Here is a 15,677-nt window from a genome sequence, read left to right as displayed (position 1 = left end):
TGTACCTTTGCGGGTCACATGCACTCCGGGCAGCGTTGAACGTGCCCCGCGAGAACCCGCGCCATCCGTGCCTTGGCCAATCCGGCGTGCGTGGCGCTGGACTTCGCCGCCGGCCTTCCGGCATGCCGCTTGGAGTGAGCGGTCAGGAAGGCGATATCCCGCTCGTACTGACCGCGCATCTGGGTGAACTTGCGGCACGTTCTCATCGGCTGCTCCTCGTCGTCGTGGTGGTGGTGGTCGCCTCGCTCCGCAACTGCTGCAGCACGAGGCTCAGGCGTTCGTTCCGTCCCCCGGTCAGGCCCTCCTGGCGGAGGATCTCCCGCAGCTGCACACGGGACAGGGCTTCGTTCCCGTCCCGCTCCAGCACCGCCGGGACATGGGGGAGGACCTGCCGGGCGAGCTGGTCCGCGGACTCCAGCAGCTCCCGCGAGGGCCGCTGCGCCTGCGGCCGGCGTGCCCGGTTCCGCTTGCCCTTGCCTTTCACCCCGGTCGGCTTCCGCCGCAGGGGGACCGTGTGTCCCCGGTCCCCGGTGGTGTCGGTCCCCGACTGGTCGTCGTCCGGTCCCGGGTTGCTGGTGGTGTCGGTCCCCGTGTCGGTGTCGGCTGGTCCCCGGTCCCCGGTGGTGTCGGTCCCCGTGTCGGTGTCGGCTGGTCCCCGGTCCCCGGTGGTGTCGGTCCCCGTGTCGGTGTCGGCTGGTCCCCGGTCCCCGGTGGTGTCGGTCCCCGTGTCGGTGTCGGTCGGTCCCCGGTCCCCGGTGGTGTCGGTCCCCGACTCGTCGTCGGTCGGTCCCCGGGTTTCTGCGGCGTGAGCTGCGGCTTCACGCTCCGCGGTCCCGGCGTCGCTGCTCTCGGGGAGGGCGACTTGGCCGCCGTCTTCGCGGGGACGGTCCCCGCTTTCCGGCCTGCGGTCCCCGGGTGAGTGGGACGACGCGGGGACGGTCCCCGGGACCGGTCCCCGGGATGCGGGGGACCGGTCCCCGGCAGATGGGTCGGTGTGGTGGGGACCGTGATCGGGGACCGAGGCGGGGACCAGCGTGGTGATGGTGTCGGTCGGGGCGGGGACGGTCCCGGCTTCTTTCTGGTGCTGGGGGTGGGACCAGGGGGAGGGGAGAGTGATGCTGGCGAGGTCGATCGCGTGGCGGCGGACGGCGAGCTGGTCGAGGAGGCGTGTCCGTTGGACGGGGTCGCTGCCGACGGCGGCGTGCCCGATGGCCTTGGACAGGCGCCGGGTCAGGTACCGGCCGCGCCAGGTACCGCGTTGCTCGGGGGTGCGCTCGGCCAGGCGAGCGGCGAGCGTGACCGCGCGGGCGGTGGCCCGGTCGCGGGTGATCTGAGCGGCGTCACGGTCCCGAGCGGCGATACCGAGCCGGGACAGCAGCCGCTCACGCAGTTCACGTCCCAGGCTGGCGAGCAGTCCCCGGGAGGCCGCGCCGGGGGTGCGCAGGCGGAGTTCGATGCCCATCGCGAGGTGCCACAGCACGGCCGCCATGACCAGGCCGATCAGGGCGCGGACGGTGCCTCCGACGGGGCCGAACTCGGCGTAGGCGGGGATGATCTGCACGGCGGTGATGAGCCAGACCAGAGCTCCCGGCAGGCCGGGGGCGCCTTGGGTGGCCAGGTTCTGCCGTGCCATCAACGCTGTGGCGAACAGGGCCAGCTCGGCCGTGGCGAACATGAAGGCGCGCTCGACGGTGCTGCCCATGTCCAGGTAGTCGGCCCCGAACCGCCAGCTCGTGTCCGCGCTGTAGGCGGTGCACCCGAGCGCGGCAAGGGCCGCGACCCTGACCGCGGGGCTGCCCGCGGTGGACGTGCGGACGGCTCGGCGTCGGATCACCCAGCCGACCACGACCGCGGCCAGCACCAGGGCGGTGGAGAGGCCGAGGACGAGGGGCGGGGCGAGGTCCGGCACGGCGAGGGAGAGAGCCTGGTGGGTCATACGGCCTTTCCGAGAGGGGTGTTCGCGGACATGGTCTTCACCGGCACGGTTGCCTGCCGGTGGCGGGCGGCGGGGCTGGTCGCGGGCTTGCTCGTGGTGGGCCTGCGGCGCTTGCGCTGCTTCGGCGCCTGGGGCACCTGAACAGCCTGGCCCCGGTCGGCAAGCTTGTGGGCGGCCTCGGTGAGCAGGTCGCGAGCACGTTCCTGACCGACGCGCAGGGCCACCGCGAGCCGGTCGGCACGCCAGCCTCGGGCGTAGGCACGGTCGATGACGGCGCCCCGCTCCTTGGCGTTGAGGTGCACCTCCCGCCGGTGCTCGATGACCGCGACAACGCGGCGGTCATCGCAATCTTTGGCGATCTCGTCGCGGCGGGGTTCGCGCTCGGCCGGGGTGCATCCGCCCCAGACGCCCTCCTTGAGGCCGTTCTCCACGGCGAAGTCGAGGCATTCGTCGCGGACCGGGCAGGTGGCGCACAGGGCCTTCGCCTCGGCGATGGCCTCGCGGTCCCGGCCGGAGGCGAAGAACAACTCGTCGGCGTCCTCGGGGTACAGCCAGTGGCACGCCCCGCGGGCCTGCCAGTAGGTGTCCGCGATGCCGCGCAGGCCGCTGACCGGCGCGCTGTGGGTGGTGATGTTGCGCATGGATGGTTCTCCGTGGTGCTGCCGCATCGGCCGGGCAGGTTGGCCCGGCGGGTGGGGGAGCGGCAGGGGTGGGTGCGGCTACGGCGTGTTGCGCTCGTGGCCGGGTGGGGAGGGGCGCGGGTCAGGCCATGGCGGGCTGTGGCCCGTGGTGCCGGGCGGCGGCGAGGTCGAGCCGTGTGGGGTGCGGGGTGGCACGCGGGGCGTGTCCGCTGGCAGCGCCGTCGAGGCCGATGCGACGGCGGCAGCAGGGCTCTCCGGCCTGTGCCAGGCACCACGGGCAGCGGACGCCGAGCGGGTCGGGCCGCCCTTGGGCGACGGCCGCTTCGCGTGCCGCACGGATCGGCCGGTACGGGGCGAGCTCGGTACGGACGGCTGGGGGGATGCAGGACCCGATCGCCTTCAGCCGCGCCTCAAGCTCCGGGTCGGGTCGGCCGCTGCCGAGTTGCCGGTGGGAGGCGGGCTCGGCTGTGCCGGTGGCGACCGCGTGCCGGGCGCGTACCAGCTCGGCCTGCCAGGCGGCCTGGTCGTCCGGGTCGACGGCGGGGGTGGGGTCGGTGTGCCGGTTGATGCGGTCGCGCCGGTAGCCCTCCCAGGGGCGGCCGATGTCCGCGGGCAGGATCGGGTAGGGCGAGGTGCGGATGTGCTGGCGGGCGGCGATGCGGGCGTCCCAGCCGTGCGGCGTGCTCAGGGGCACGTCGCCGAGGAGCTCGTGCCACTGGGCGAGCTGGTCGGCGGCTTCGCCTTGGTCGGTGCGGATGGCGCGGGGGTCGAGTCGGCCGATGTAGGCCAGCAGGGCTGCGGTTTCACGACGGTCCATGGCGTGGCTACTCCGTTCCGGTCGGCTCTTCGAGGGCGGCGAGCAGGGCGGCTGTGTGGGCCTCAGCCCGGGTCATCCGGCCAGGCCCACTGGCGCCACTGTGGTCGTTGCTGCCGGGGAGGGCGTAGAGCTTGGGGCGGCTCGGGGCGTGTTCGCGGGCGACCCAGGACCGCCAGTCGGCGGCCCACGCGTCGGCTGATCGGGGTTTGAAGTCGGCCCGGTGGGCACGCCACTTGGCGTCGGCGGCGGCGAGGCCGTCCTCGCCGAGGCGAGCGAGATGCCCCTCGCGTTGGGTCCAGGCATGGGTGGCTGGGTCGGGCTGCCACTCGCTGGCCGAGGTGACGGCAGCAGCCCTACTGCTGCTGTACCTCCGGTTCACCTTCGGTTCACTCTGGTTCTGGGGGTCGGAAACAGCCCCCTCGGGGGTGCGGAATCGGACCCGTCGAGGGGTCCGATTCTGACGCGAGGGGTCGGAATCAGCCCCGGTCACATTCGGGCGGGAGGGGTCGGAATCCGCCCCCTTCTTGGGGCGGATCCCGTACCGCCGGAGCCTGCCCTCATCGAGCTCGGGCACCGGGTCGGATGCCGTTGCCGGATCGACGCTGTCGACGTCCGGGTCCTCCTCGCGGGCGGCTGCGAGCTTGGCCAGGTACGCGGCGGTCAGCGGCAGCCGGTAGACCGAACTGCGGTGCGGGCCCTCGTACCTGTCGAGCAGCTCGAGTTCACCACTGTCGGCGAGGGCGGCCAGGGCCCTGCGGACCGCGTTGCGGGACGCGTTCGTCCGCTCCATCAGGCTGGCGAGGGAAGCCCAGGCCACGCACTGGTCGTCGGCCACCCGGTCGGCGATCGACAGCAGGATCAGGCGGGCGGTTCCCCGGCTGCGGCTGTCTTCCCACACCCATTCGCGGGCGTCTCTGCTCATCGGGCACCGCCGACCGAGCGGTGGGTTGCTGCCGCGCGGGCCGATGTGGGCCTTTGGCGCAGGGCAGACTGCATGCGACAATCTCCTTTGGTGTTGCCGCGCTGAGATGCCCCGTGGAAGGGATCAGCGTGGTGATGGTGGGCAATCTCCGCCCTTGCCGGGGCGGGTATGCCGCTTTCGCGTTCGGCGTCTGAGAGTTACCGCTCTCGGGCGCCGTCGCTGTATCAGGTACCTACTCGGTGCAGTCCGTGCTTGGTGGACTCCTCAGGTGCGTCGTGACGGGCGGGTTGCCCGGGGACGACGAACATACGCATGGACCCGTGTCAAGATCCAGACTTGGTTCATAAACTCTGCAGAGGTTGCAGAGAGTCGCGAAAGATACTTCATTTGTGATCGCCCGGGAGTTTCGGCTCGCGCCGTGGATCCGTCCGGGGTTTGCCGCTCTCGGGTGTCCTGGCGCGTCGCCCTTCGCTCCTGTGCCTGTGGGTCCACTCTCTTCGCGTGCGTCCCGAGCAGGCGCGAAACACTGCACTGGACGAACTTGGTGGTTAAGTTACATCGCAGTGGCGCCCGGTCGTCAACTGTGATGTTGATGTGTGGAGTGAGAGTGGGTGTGATCACCACTGGAGTGGATAGGATGGGGGCTATGGCGAAGGGCAGGGGATGACTGAGAAGAGCTTCGCGGAGCTGCTCGACTATCTGTTCCGGGAGGTGCGCCCGAAGGGTCGCGGCCCGTACACGTACGCGGAGGTCTCGCAGGGCATCCGTGACACCTCGGGCGTGGCCATCTCCGCGAGCGCTATCCAGCAGCTCCGCACCGGGATCAACACGAACCCGAAGATGCAGACGATCCGGGCGCTGGCCGGGTTCTTCGGGGTGAGCCCGGGTTACTTCTTCGATGAGGAGGAGTCCGAGCGACAGCGTGCCGAAATCCGCGTCGTCGCCGCCATGCGCGACCAGAGTGTGCGCCGGGTCGCCCTGCGCGCCAATGGGCTCAGCTCGTCGAGCCTGGACATGTTGACCGCCGTGATCGACCAGGCCCGTCGGCTTGAGGGGATGCCGGAGCCGGAGGACTCGGACCTGCTCGACGACGAGTGAGGCCGGCGCCGGCGCCTGTCGGCGCCGCGCCTCGGTCAGGCGCCGTCGGCCCTTTGGTGGTCTTCCATCAGTACGGCTACGCGCAGGAGGTCGCTGCGCATCGGTCGTAGGTCGACGATGCGTACGGCCACCTCGCGTCCCTGGTGGTAGGGGAGTCTGAGTCGGCGCAGGGCGCCGTGGGAGTGCTCGATCACCTCGCGGCGATCCCACATCTCCCGGGCGTCCGGTGATCCCGCGAGGATGTCCCGCTCCAACCGCAACAGCGCCTCGTCTTTCGGGTGGTGGGCCCGTGCGTAGCGGATCTGCCCCAGGAAGGGGCGCGCCCAATCCTGTTCCCAGGCCACGAGTTGCTCACGGGCCTCCGGGGCCAGGAATGTCCATCTCATCTGATTGGCCTGGTGGGCGGCCCAGGGGAACCAGTCCAGTACCGGCTGGTTGTAGCTGATCACGTTCCATGCGAGGTCTGTCGCGAAGGCGGGCGCAGGGGTCTGGTTGTCCAGGAACTGCTGGAGCAGCGCCTCGTCCACCTCCGCTACCGCGTCCGCTTCCGGTGTCACGGCAAGGGCCGGCGGACGGCCGACCGCCTTCAGGTACAGAGTACGGCGCTCCGCCGGGCTCAGTTGAAGCGCGGAGGAGATCCGGTCGAGGAAGTCGGCCGAGTACTCGGCCTTGATATTGCGTTCCAGCGCTCCGTACCAACGGGCGCTCACGCCCGCCAGGCGAGCTACGTCATCCTGCGTCAGGCCCTTGCTTCGCCGCCCTGGGGCAGCCAGGCGCGGGATCTTTCGGGGGTTGATGCGCCCCCGCCACGAACGCAGCAGCGCGGGCAGGGACTCCCCCTCCGGGCCTTCGCCCTCGATCGGCCCGCCCCGAGAGTCCATGACCCGAGATTAGAGCCCACCCATGGGGTGACATGGGCCACAGAGCGCCCCGAATCGCCATCGCGAAATCAGGGATCAGTCATTCAGCGTAGTCAGACATAACGGATGGTCGATCATTCAATCAACCTGACGGGGTGACATGTAAGTCCGGATGTCTGGCGTTTCGCCGTACAAGTCAAGATCGAAAGGCTCGTCAACCTCGTGGCGGCGACGCCAACCTCAGCTCACCTTCGGTAATCGGAAGTGCGACTTCCGGGAAGTGCGAGTTCCGCCTTCCTCTTGGCATCCTCCCGCCCACCAGAAAGTTGGCGCACAGCCAAGCCAAGGGGGAAACGCATGCCCTTGCCGGAAAACGACCAGAATCGACTGCGTAAATGGTGTGAGGAGCAGGTTGACCGGCTGCGCCTGCCGTACCGTTTCAGCACACGTGAATTGCGCGAGGCGATAGCCGAACAGCGCGGCAAGCCGATCATCCTGAAACCGCTGACCACACTCGGCGCGGTCGACGCGCCGTGCGGCATAAGGGTGGAGACCCCGGTGGCAGACCTTCTCTTCTATGAGGAGGGCACGTCCGTGCACCACCAGCGACACATTCTCACGCACGAGTTGTGTCACGTGTACTGCGATCATCCAGGAAGCCTGGAGGTCGACGCGAAGACGGCGGGGGCTCTCGGAGTGAACCCCACCCTGGTGATGCGCATGTCGGGGCGTACCAGTTACTCGACAACCGACGAACGGCAGGCGGAGACGATGGCGTCGGTAATCCGTCGGCGCATCTATCGCGACCGCGAAGCCCCTTCCCTCCGGCCCAGCAAGGGACCGGAAAGCTGGGACGCACTCTTCGCCCAGCCCTTCAAGAGAGGTCGGTTCGGCCGATGAACATGCTTTTCCTCGGCATGTCGATCCTGCTCGCCGCGGCGGCCGGCTACTGGGTATTCGGCCGAGGGACCCCCCGTCCCACCGGTACGTGGGCCATGGGCGCGCTCCTCGGGGCTTTCGCCCTGGCCTTCGCCTCCTACGCGCCGCTGGTCGAAGACGCCGTCGAAAGCCTCGTGCCGCACGTCGCCCGGCTGTTGAGCAACTCCGCTTCGCTGGTGGCTGCCATGGCGGTCGTCGCCGCCTCGTTCCAGCTCAATCTCGACCTCGCGGAGGCCCGGCGGCGCATCCGCGTGCGCCTTGTCCTCCTCGCCGTGGCGGTCTTCGGCATGACCGTCCTGTTCGCTTACGAGCAGATGGGCCACCGCTCTGCGCAGGTGTACGCGCTCTACTTGCTCCTGTACGTCACCTACCTCGGCTTCGCGGTGGTCGACTTCCTGGTGCAGGCCGTACGCCAGTCGTTGTCGACACGTCGAGCCAGCGTCCGAACAGGACTTCGCATCGCAGCGGCGGGCTGTGTCTTCGCTCTGGTCTACCTCGCTTACAAGACGACCAGGCTCGTCGATCTGGGCTTGGAGTTGGGCCTCGTCGACAGCACCTCGCAGTGCTCCTCGCTCGTCGGCAGGTGCGCCTTCAGCGTGACCGCGCCGGCACTCGCCGTCCTGCTGATCTGCCTCGGCCTGACCTTGCCTGCCGTGGCCTACCCGATCAGCCAGGCCCGCCGCCGACGCTGGGAGACGCAGTCCTTCGAAGCACTCGGCCCCCTGTGGAAGGACCTGTCAGCCGCGATGCCGAACATCGTCCTCTCGATCGCTGACGCCGAGGACGCTTCGACCGACTCCGACTTCCTCCTCCAGCGGCGCGTCATCGAGATCAGCGACGGCATCCTCACCCTTCGGCCCCACCGATCCCGCAAGGTACAGAAGGCGGCCCAGGACGCCATCGACACAGGGACGATGAGAGGCGCGGCGGCAGTCGAGGCGGCCGTCGTCAAGGCAGCGCTCGCCGACCTGAAAGCCGGACGGTTCGCCGACGAAGTCGCCCCGCCAGCCGCGGAGGCCGCCTTGCACAAGGACCTGCGCACAGACACGGAGTGGCTCCTCCTCGTGGCGCACGCCTACACCGGCCATGCCGGGCGTGTCGCCGACGAAGGCCGCCCGGAGCCCGTTGGAGCCTGAGAACATGACCGACCCGACCCAAGACCCCCGCTTCCTCCACAACCCCTATCCGACCTACGCGGCCATGCGGTCCACATGCCCGGTACAACCCCTACCCGCCAGCCCCGGGGGGCGCCCCAGCTACCTGGTCACCGGCTACCACGAAGCAAGAGAAGCCCTGGGCGACGCCCGCCTCTCCAAGGACACGGCCACCTTCTTCGCGGGCAAGGGATCACGGCGCCGCCTGCACCCCGCCCTCGCCCACACCATGCTGGCCAGCGACCCACCCCAGCACACCCGACTGCGCAAGCTGGTCACCAAGGCGTTCACCACCGGGGCCGTAGCGGAACTGCGCCCGTTCATCGCCCAGGTCACCGACGAACTGCTGGACCAATGGCCCGCCGGCGAACCAGCCGACTTCGTGGCCGACCTGGCGGTGCCCCTGCCGGTCATCGTGATCTGCGAGCTACTCGGAATTCCCCAAGCCGACCGACCCGACATCCAGCGCTGGTCCGCGCAGCTCTTCGCAGCGGCACAGCCCGACGCCATCGACACGGCCTCGCACGCGATGGCCGACTACATGACCGGCCTCATCACCGCCAAACGCCAAAACCCCGGCACCTGTCTGCTCGACCGGCTCATCTCCGCTCGCGACGGAAACGACCACCTCAGCGAAGAGGAACTACTCTCCCTGGCCGTACTACTGCTCGTGGCCGGACACGAAACCACCACCAACGCCCTCGGCAACGCCGCCCTGGCGCTACTCCAGCACCCGACCGAACTGGATCGCCTCCGGGACAACCCCGTCCAGGTCCCCGCAGCCCTGGACGAACTGCTCCGCTTCGACTCCTCCGTCAGCACAGCCACCTTCCGGTTCACCACCAAAGCCATCACGCTCGGCGGCACCGATATCCCCGCCGGCGTCCCCGTCCTGGTCGCACTTGGGGCCGCCAACCGAGATCCGAAGCGGTTCCCAGCGCCGGACCGCCTCGACCTGGACCGGGACGCGGCTGCCCACCTCGCCTTCGGCCACGGCATCCACCGCTGCCTCGGCGCGCCCCTGGCCAAGGCCGAGGTGGAGATCGCACTGAGAACCGTGCTCACCAGGTTCCCGGGAATCCGGCTCGCTCAACCGCCCAGCGAACTGAACTGGCGACGGACCCGACTGGTACGCGGCCTCGAATCGCTGCCTGTCCTGACGTAAAGGAGCGGCGGGATGCCGTATACCGAGCGTGAGAGCATGACGGTGGAAGTGTTCGCTCACGACGGTCGAGTAGCCGCGAACGCACTGGTAGGACACACCGGTCACTTGAGTCCGCAGGCGGAGCGCGGACGGCAGGCTCGGGGCAGCCGGCGAGGATCCCGGCGAGTGCCTGCGCCTGCTCCCAAGCGGCACCGATCCCGGCCCCGCTCCTCAGGTTCACCTCTGCGTTCTCGGAGGTCTGCCGCGTACGCATGCGAGGCGGTGAGCGCCCAGACCGGCCTCACGGAGCGGGGTGTCGGCACGACGGTCATGCTCCCTCCCTGCCTACTGCCGTTGTCGCTTCTTCGGTGCGATGCACGGGGGCGGGGATAGCGGCGTTGTGGCGGGGCCACTGGTACACCAGTCGGCAGTGCTGCTTGTCGACAACGCTTCCGGCGGGGAGCAGGTGATCAGGGGTTGCGGCTGGGTGGACTGTGAGCACCGGGTCGACGCAGCTGGGACGCAGATGCTTGTCCCATAGCTGTACGGCGGCGACCAGTTGCTCGGCGAGACGAGGCCCCTGGGGGCCGAAGGCGTGGACGACCCATTCCCATTCCTGCTCGGCGGGGTCGCCGCTGTCCTTGGTCTTCACCTGGACGAGGTAGGCCAGCGAGGAGCCCTCCAGGACCGCCGACGCGTCCCCGCCCTTCCCGATCCCGGTGACTCCGTGCTTTCGAGCGCACGGGTCTCATCAGAAGGTGCTGGTGGTGCGGGAGCGCTTAGTTGTCGTGGTCAGACAGGCGGAGCTGCTGGGTCGCGGGGAGGTTCTTCCGCTCGCGCAGGCCGAGTGGGTCTTGGGGCCGCTGGCGGCGCCGGGTCGTCCACCAGGCGCCGACCGCGTTGGCCTGGGCCTGGTAGGCGGGGACGTCGTACGTGTATCCCAGGCGTGCGATCTCTCCGTTGAGGATCACCACGAAACCCTCGATCGCGGCTACCTCGGCCTCGTCCAGTGGCCGGATGCTGCGGTAGCCCGCCAGGAGGTCCGTGGCCCGTGACTGCTGGTAGCGGGCTCTCTCGCCTTGGAGGACGAAGAACCCGGTGGCGAGGAGCTTGGCGAGGTCGAAAACGGGCGGGGCGTGCATGACCTTGTCGAAGTCGATGAACCCGAACCGGCCGCCACCACTGCCGGCCACGACGTTGTCCCAGTGCAGGTCGCCGTGGATGGGCTGGGGCCGCAGCGACGCCAGGTCCTGGGCCAGGCGGGGCAGGATCCTGTCCCGCCACAGGTGCCGGGCCACGTACCAGTGGGGCAGCTCCTGGCCCGGGGAGGGAACCGGGCCGCGTTCGAACGTCAGGCGTCGGTGAAATCGCCCGCATCCGGCCGGGCCAGCGCCGAGTGGAGTCGGGCCAGGTCTTGGCCCAGGCCGTACGGGTCGCTCCGGTCGACGGCTCCCTTGCCGATCCAGGTGCACACGTGAACGGTTCGCGGACGGGTCTTGGTCTCCACTGTGCCGACGGCCACCGTCTGCGGACACTCCACACCGGCGACCCCGTCGACCAGCTCCGCGATCCGGCTGATCAGGGCGGCCGGTTTGGGCGTCAGCCGCAGGGCCACGTCCGGGGCCTGCGAGGTCGATGAGACGCCGCGCCAGACCGCGGCCATGGTGCCGCCGACTACCGGTTCGAACCGGTACTCCGCCGCGTGCCACGCTCCGCTCACACGGGCCAGGGCGTCCCTGAGCAGATGCTCGCTGGCGCAGTCGTCCGCTGGCATTCCCGTTCACCTTCCCTACCGCCTAGCGCGGCCGTCTTGGGCCCGGAGCCTGCCAGCCGTGCCGCAGGCGCCCGTGCAAGGCTGGCCAGAAGGCCAAGCCCTCCACGGGCCAGGGTGCCGGTACACAACTCGGCGGCGGCTCGCGCCCGCGGTTCGGTCGGTGCTGGCTCAGCCCCGTACCGGTCTCGAACTCGGCTGAAGGTGCCGTTGGTGACGACGACAGCGTGATCGGCACGGTATGCGGGCCCGGCCGTGCCTCTCACGGCGTACATCGCCGGTGAGCCCACACGCCCGCCGACAACCCTGTAGTGACCTCGGGCAGTGGCCTGTCTCAGCGCGTGTGGTGGCCAAGTTGTGACGCTGACGGGTCAGCTTCTGGCTGGATTTGCATTGCGGCTGCAATGTGCGGTTGATACAAATCGAACTCGCGGCATGCAGCATGTGCATGTCCTTTCGCGCGGGTGGGTTTCACAACTGACACACGGGGGTGTGTGGATGAAGTTCGACATGGGGTCGACGACCCTGTCCCAGCTCGGTAGGAGCACGGTCGGGTCCAGTGACGACCTGGGCGCCCTGATCCAGCAGTTGGTGGTGGCGGCGCAGCCGCTGGAGGGGAAGTTCAACGGGGCCGGCCGGGCCGCGTTCGATGCGTTCAAGGACCGTTCGGATGAGATCACGGCGGCGTTGAACGGGTCGCTGCAGGCGATCCTGGGTGGTCAGGCGGGGATGGACGAGTCCTTCACCACCGGTATGCAGGAGCAGACCGACAACGTCAACCAGCACATGAGCGCCGCCAACTTCGACGCCGCCCGGTTCGGCGCGCGCTAGGCCCGGGGGGACCACAGACATGCCTAACCTGGATCGCAACTCGTACGACATCGCCGCTTCGACCGAAGTGCAGGGCAGCCTGCTGGCGATCGTGGGCCGCCTGGAGCTGGTGCTCGGCGACCGTGATGCCGCGGTGAAGGCCGCGATGGCCGAGTTCCAGGCCGACGGGGTCTCCGAGGAGTACCACGGCAAGGAAGTCCGCTGGAACAAGGCGGCCAACGAGGTGCGCGAGATCATCAAGCTGGTGCGTTCCACGCTGGAGCAGAACGACGAGACCGCCCGCTCGACGCTGGCGAGGGCGAAGGCCGCGGTCGACGGCATCGGCTGACACAGCGGATCCGGCTGACAGGGCTGATCCGGCGGGGCGGTTGGAAAACAACGGGGAAGCAGGCGGCGCCGGTCGGGCTTGACGGGTGCCGTCGCGGGTGCTGCGGGGGCGTTTTGTGACGAAGTGGGATATTGATCCGGTCGGTGTGCTGGCCACCCTGTCGACGACGGGAGAGGCGGCCGGCCGCCTGGAGAGCGCGTTCGACTCGATGATGAAGGACCTCGCGAGTGCCGCGGCCTCTGCGGGCACCGTCCTTGCGGGTGGCGACTACAACCCGGCGGCGGGTCCGGTCGTTGCGGGAGCGGTGCGGCCCAACGTGACGAAGCAGCCCATGATCGGCCCCGTGGTGCCGGGCACCACCCGGCCCGAGGTGGCGGTGTCCGCCCCGGCGATCGGCCCGGTCGGGGCGGCGTTGAACGCCTACCTTGAGGCCCGGATCGCGAAGATGTCGTCGATGGCCGCACGCACCGGCAATGCCGTCAAGGGTGCCGCCGAGGCCACCAGCCACTACCAGCATGGCAACCTCACGATGGCGGACAACGCCCAGGAAGAGGTGGTGCGGGCACCCGAGACGCTCGACATGCCAGGCGCGGACCGTCGGGGGGTGCGGTGAGCAAGCAGCCGGTCTCTGCGGCCCAGGTCCCTGAGTTCACCGGCAGCCTGGAGCAGTTGGAGAGAGACGTCTCGGCGATCAGCGGTGACGCCTCGTCCATCTGGTCGGCCGGCACCGACATCGATACGGCCTTTCGGGGGCTGTCCTCGTACTACCAGGCCCCGGAAGCCGAGCAGTTGTTCGCCGTCACCACACCCGTGGCCACAGGCGCCAACGAGTTCAGCGACGAGTTGGAATCAATAGCCCGCGCTCTTGGCGCCTACGCCGGCGAAGTACGCCCCCTCGTGCAGAAGCTGGAACGCCTCAAGAGCGAGGCGGCCGAATTCGAGACCCGCATCGCCGGGGACGACGAGTGGTCCTACGACGACGCGCTGATCGATGAGAACAATGCGCGCCGCGACGAGATCAACGCGGCCTACTTCGCCTTCCAGGCGGCGGAAATCGCCTGCGCCAACAAGATCCACGCACTGGTGAGCTGCTTCCGCTACGTCCCCGACAACGGCGACGAGACGCGCGCGGACAACGAGTACGGCTACAGCCTCGACATGCTCAACAACGCCGAGGGTCTGCCCTGGGGCGACAGGCTGGATGAGTCCATCCACTGGTACGAGCTCCACCGCCAGGTCAAGCACTTCGTCTGGGACGGCCTGATCATCGACTTCGGCGTGGGCACCGTCCGCGGAATCGGCACCCTCTTCGGAGCCGACGGCTCCGACGCCGCCCTGCAAGCCTGGGACAACCTGGGCAAGATCGCCGTCGGCCTGATCCACCTCACCACCCCCATGGCCCTTCCCTATCTGGCCACGCCGGACGCGTACATGCCCCAGTACCTGCGCGAGAGCCGCACCGCCCTGAAAGAGGCCGGGAAGGCCATGGTCGCCTGGGACCAGTGGGGCAAGGACAACGCCCGCGCCGCCGGCGCCACCTTCGGCAACGTCATCACCACCGTCTTCACCGGCGGAGCCGGCACCACCCTCAAAGGCGGCGCCATCGCCCGCGGCATCTCCACGGCAGGCAAAGCCGCACGCTTCATCGACCCCATCCAGATCGCCGGAACCGGCATGCGCTTCGGCACGGTCAAACTCGGCGACGCCCTAGCCAACTTGCGCATGCTCCACAACGGTGACTACCTGAGGGTCGGCGAGGGCGCATACCGACTCGACAACACCCCCACCCCGCGGGCCGAGACCGCTGCCTTCCCACCCGAGAAGTTCGAGAAACTCGTGGACTTCGACGGCAACACCATCTACGCCCCCAAAGCCGGCGGACACTGGCTCAACCCCGACGGCACCCTCTACAAGAACACACCCGCAGCAGTCGAGGGATCGCACACCCAGCGAGCCGCCGCCGGGCAGGAGCCGGTTCCTCCAAGAGAGCCGACACTGATGGGCGCGGGTTCGCGAGCCGGAGGGGTCACTGCTCACACCGGCGACGGTCTTGGACAGGGAGCTGCCCGAGGATCTGACATACCTGCTGGGTCAGGGAATCGTCTAGGAGCCGGGTCATCCTACAATCCCGCCGGTGGTGATTCGGTAAGTCGCCGCGGCACGGGCCATGGTGGTGGAGTACCTCCTCGATCCGGACTGGGCGGGGGCGCCCTGGGTGACTTGGGGGGCGCTGGCAGCGATCGGTTTAGCGGTGCGGGGCGGCCCGCCAGCGATGTTCCTGGGGGCGTTGGGGATGGGTCCAGCAACAGTGCGACGAATCACCAGCAGTCCACTGCACAACCCTCCTTCATGCGCAATGACGGTAACCCCTATGGTTCCCCTGGTTCGCTGACGCGTTCCCAGATTAGTGAGATACAGGTTTGGCGGGCCAACCACGAGGCGGGGTACTTCGAAAAGTACTACGCAATTGATGGGCGTCGTCTCAGGACGAGCATCCCCGACGAAAGCGGATATGCCCCACCGCAGCTGATGGAAGATCCCGTAACGGGAACTAAGATCGCAGCTTCAGATGCTCCACCGCCCATCCCTGAGAAGTACGTCGATGGCTCTGAGGTGAAGCAGGGCCGGTATGGTCTGGATAGCGAGACGATTCAGAGGCTCGATGAAGCAGCCGCTCGACGAAGGAGCTCGATTGACTATGCGCAGAGCGCCGGGCGGCACAGGGAGTCAGTAGCTGGGGCAACGGACGCGGACCTCGTACGGGACGTCGCCAACGAACGCCGGGCCGCGATGGCTGAGCAGACGAAGGCGGCTGAGAGTTATGGTGAGGCTGTCGCCGCGGAGGTTGTGCCTGAGCTCTATCCGAACTCGAAGATGGAGACTCTGCACGGACCGGCGAACGGCAACGATCAGTTCGACCAGCTCTGGCGCAGACCTGACGGTGGGTTCGTCGTAGTCGAGGCCAAGTCCAACGTGAGTACTCCGCTCAACTCCCGGCAAATCCCGGACGAGTATGGCGGAGGCAGCGCGATGCAGGGGACGAGGGCGTACTTTGACGACATCCTCCGGCATATGCAACGCCGCAGCCGTAAGTTCCCCAGTGAAGGTAAACTGGCGAACGAACTCGCTCGTGCCATTGCGGAGGGAAAGGTCGACTATATCCTGATTAAGGGAAAGGTCGATATGGGCCAGTATGCCGGCTTTGAAAAGTATCAGTTTGACATTGGGTGACGGGA

The 15,677-nt window shown here is 68.6% G+C and carries 17 protein-coding genes; 8 read left to right on the top strand and 9 right to left on the bottom strand.

All coding sequences use genetic code 11. The features are described from left to right. Positions 1–14: 14 nt before the first annotated feature. From V1460_RS30245 to V1460_RS30225, 5 genes are all read right to left on the bottom strand, one after another. On the bottom strand, positions 15–206 hold the full coding sequence (locus tag V1460_RS30245; RefSeq protein ID WP_338676771.1) for a hypothetical protein: 192 nt from the start codon (positions 204–206) through the stop codon (positions 15–17). Then, positions 203–1,936, bottom strand: coding sequence for a hypothetical protein (locus tag V1460_RS30240; protein ID WP_338676770.1), 1,734 nt, complete (start codon positions 1,934–1,936; stop codon positions 203–205). Before V1460_RS30240 ends, V1460_RS30245 begins: the two co-directional genes overlap by 4 nt. Continuing rightward, entirely contained in the window at positions 1,933–2,577 is a 645-nt protein-coding gene (locus V1460_RS30235; protein ID WP_338676769.1) for a WhiB family transcriptional regulator, read from the bottom strand. Before V1460_RS30235 ends, V1460_RS30240 begins: the two co-directional genes overlap by 4 nt. A 121-nt stretch (positions 2,578–2,698) precedes the next feature. Beyond that, positions 2,699–3,394, bottom strand: a complete 696-nt coding sequence (locus V1460_RS30230) for a hypothetical protein (RefSeq protein WP_338676768.1) — start codon at positions 3,392–3,394, stop codon at positions 2,699–2,701. A 7-nt stretch (positions 3,395–3,401) separates the two neighbouring features. Further along, a complete protein-coding gene (locus V1460_RS30225; protein WP_338676767.1) occupies positions 3,402–4,316 on the bottom strand; it encodes a helix-turn-helix domain-containing protein in 915 nt (304 codons plus the stop codon). 663 nt (positions 4,317–4,979) lie between these two features. Between V1460_RS30225 and V1460_RS30220 the strand changes: the two genes are divergently transcribed. Next, a complete protein-coding gene (locus tag V1460_RS30220; protein WP_338676766.1) occupies positions 4,980–5,414 on the top strand; it encodes a helix-turn-helix domain-containing protein in 435 nt (144 codons plus the stop codon). Between the two features lie 35 nt (positions 5,415–5,449). Here the strand turns inward: V1460_RS30220 and V1460_RS30215 are convergent, their stop codons facing one another. Then, entirely contained in the window at positions 5,450–6,295 is an 846-nt protein-coding gene (locus V1460_RS30215) for a helix-turn-helix domain-containing protein (protein WP_338676765.1), read from the bottom strand. A 336-nt stretch (positions 6,296–6,631) separates the two neighbouring features. Here V1460_RS30215 and V1460_RS30210 point away from each other — a divergent pair, with 336 nt between their 5' ends. Genes V1460_RS30210 through V1460_RS30200 form a run of 3 tightly spaced genes read left to right on the top strand, consistent with a single transcriptional unit; the run spans position 6,632 to position 9,532 of the window. Then, on the top strand, positions 6,632–7,174 hold the full coding sequence (locus V1460_RS30210) for a regulator component (RefSeq protein ID WP_338676764.1): 543 nt from the start codon (positions 6,632–6,634) through the stop codon (positions 7,172–7,174). Next, positions 7,171–8,349: an MAB_1171c family putative transporter gene (locus V1460_RS30205; RefSeq protein ID WP_338676763.1), complete on the top strand. Its 1,179-nt coding sequence runs from the start codon at positions 7,171–7,173 to the stop codon at positions 8,347–8,349. Before V1460_RS30210 ends, V1460_RS30205 begins: the two co-directional genes overlap by 4 nt. A gap of 4 nt (positions 8,350–8,353) precedes the next feature. Beyond that, positions 8,354–9,532: a cytochrome P450 gene (locus tag V1460_RS30200; RefSeq protein WP_338676762.1), complete on the top strand. Its 1,179-nt coding sequence runs from the start codon at positions 8,354–8,356 to the stop codon at positions 9,530–9,532. 307 nt (positions 9,533–9,839) lie between these two features. On the opposite strand, the gene V1460_RS30195 is transcribed toward V1460_RS30200, so the two are convergent. The 3 genes from V1460_RS30195 to V1460_RS30185 form a co-directional block, all read right to left on the bottom strand. Further along, positions 9,840–10,163, bottom strand: a complete 324-nt coding sequence (locus V1460_RS30195) for a hypothetical protein (protein WP_338676761.1) — start codon at positions 10,161–10,163, stop codon at positions 9,840–9,842. A gap of 127 nt (positions 10,164–10,290) precedes the next feature. Next, complete coding sequence (locus V1460_RS30190) at positions 10,291–10,809, bottom strand: phosphotransferase (protein ID WP_338676760.1); 519 nt, start codon at positions 10,807–10,809, stop codon at positions 10,291–10,293. Positions 10,810–10,862: 53 nt separating this feature from the next. Continuing rightward, positions 10,863–11,285 carry a hypothetical protein gene (locus V1460_RS30185; RefSeq protein WP_338676759.1) on the bottom strand — a complete coding sequence of 141 codons (423 nt, stop codon included), beginning with the start codon at positions 11,283–11,285 and terminating at the stop codon, positions 10,863–10,865. Between the two features lie 495 nt (positions 11,286–11,780). Between V1460_RS30185 and V1460_RS30175 the strand changes: the two genes are divergently transcribed. The 4 genes from V1460_RS30175 (at position 11,781) to V1460_RS30160 (ending at position 15,672) form a co-directional block, all read left to right on the top strand. After that, entirely contained in the window at positions 11,781–12,113 is a 333-nt protein-coding gene (locus tag V1460_RS30175; RefSeq protein ID WP_338676758.1) for a hypothetical protein, read from the top strand. Positions 12,114–12,132: 19 nt separating this feature from the next. Next, positions 12,133–12,441, top strand: a complete 309-nt coding sequence (locus tag V1460_RS30170; protein ID WP_338672631.1) for a pore-forming ESAT-6 family protein — start codon at positions 12,133–12,135, stop codon at positions 12,439–12,441. 115 nt (positions 12,442–12,556) lie between these two features. Continuing rightward, positions 12,557–13,054 (top strand): DUF6507 family protein, encoded by a 498-nt coding sequence (locus V1460_RS30165; RefSeq protein WP_338676757.1) that lies wholly within the window; start codon positions 12,557–12,559, stop codon positions 13,052–13,054. Further along, entirely contained in the window at positions 13,051–15,672 is a 2,622-nt protein-coding gene (locus V1460_RS30160) for a hypothetical protein (RefSeq protein WP_338676756.1), read from the top strand. The genes V1460_RS30165 and V1460_RS30160 overlap by 4 nt, the downstream gene beginning before the upstream one ends. The last annotated feature ends 5 nt before the right edge of the window (positions 15,673–15,677 follow it).

Origin of the sequence: Streptomyces sp. SCSIO 30461 (assembly GCF_037023745.1) — a bacterium.
Lineage (GTDB): Bacteria > Actinomycetota > Actinomycetes > Streptomycetales > Streptomycetaceae > Streptomyces.
The sequence above is the reverse complement of the archived record's forward strand: the minus strand, read 5'-3'. Positions and strand labels throughout refer to the sequence as shown.

Bases quoted from the DNA above. Each gene is read 5' to 3' on its own strand.
- V1460_RS30205 (WP_338676763.1), top strand. From the start codon at position 7,171: ATGAACATGCTTTTCCTCGGCATGTCGATCCTGCTCGCCGCGGCGGCC.
- V1460_RS30185 (WP_338676759.1), bottom strand. From the start codon at position 11,285: ATGCCAGCGGACGACTGCGCCAGCGAGCATCTGCTCAGGGACGCCCTG.
- V1460_RS30235 (WP_338676769.1), bottom strand. From the start codon at position 2,577: ATGCGCAACATCACCACCCACAGCGCGCCGGTCAGCGGCCTGCGCGGC.
- V1460_RS30170 (WP_338672631.1), top strand. From the start codon at position 12,133: ATGCCTAACCTGGATCGCAACTCGTACGACATCGCCGCTTCGACCGAA.
- V1460_RS30215 (WP_338676765.1), bottom strand. From the start codon at position 6,295: ATGGACTCTCGGGGCGGGCCGATCGAGGGCGAAGGCCCGGAGGGGGAG.
- V1460_RS30240 (WP_338676770.1), bottom strand. From the start codon at position 1,936: ATGACCCACCAGGCTCTCTCCCTCGCCGTGCCGGACCTCGCCCCGCCC.
- V1460_RS30210 (WP_338676764.1), top strand. From the start codon at position 6,632: ATGCCCTTGCCGGAAAACGACCAGAATCGACTGCGTAAATGGTGTGAG.
- V1460_RS30225 (WP_338676767.1), bottom strand. From the start codon at position 4,316: ATGAGCAGAGACGCCCGCGAATGGGTGTGGGAAGACAGCCGCAGCCGG.
- V1460_RS30175 (WP_338676758.1), top strand. From the start codon at position 11,781: ATGAAGTTCGACATGGGGTCGACGACCCTGTCCCAGCTCGGTAGGAGC.
- V1460_RS30220 (WP_338676766.1), top strand. From the start codon at position 4,980: ATGACTGAGAAGAGCTTCGCGGAGCTGCTCGACTATCTGTTCCGGGAG.
- V1460_RS30200 (WP_338676762.1), top strand. From the start codon at position 8,354: ATGACCGACCCGACCCAAGACCCCCGCTTCCTCCACAACCCCTATCCG.
- V1460_RS30230 (WP_338676768.1), bottom strand. From the start codon at position 3,394: ATGGACCGTCGTGAAACCGCAGCCCTGCTGGCCTACATCGGCCGACTC.
- V1460_RS30245 (WP_338676771.1), bottom strand. From the start codon at position 206: ATGAGAACGTGCCGCAAGTTCACCCAGATGCGCGGTCAGTACGAGCGG.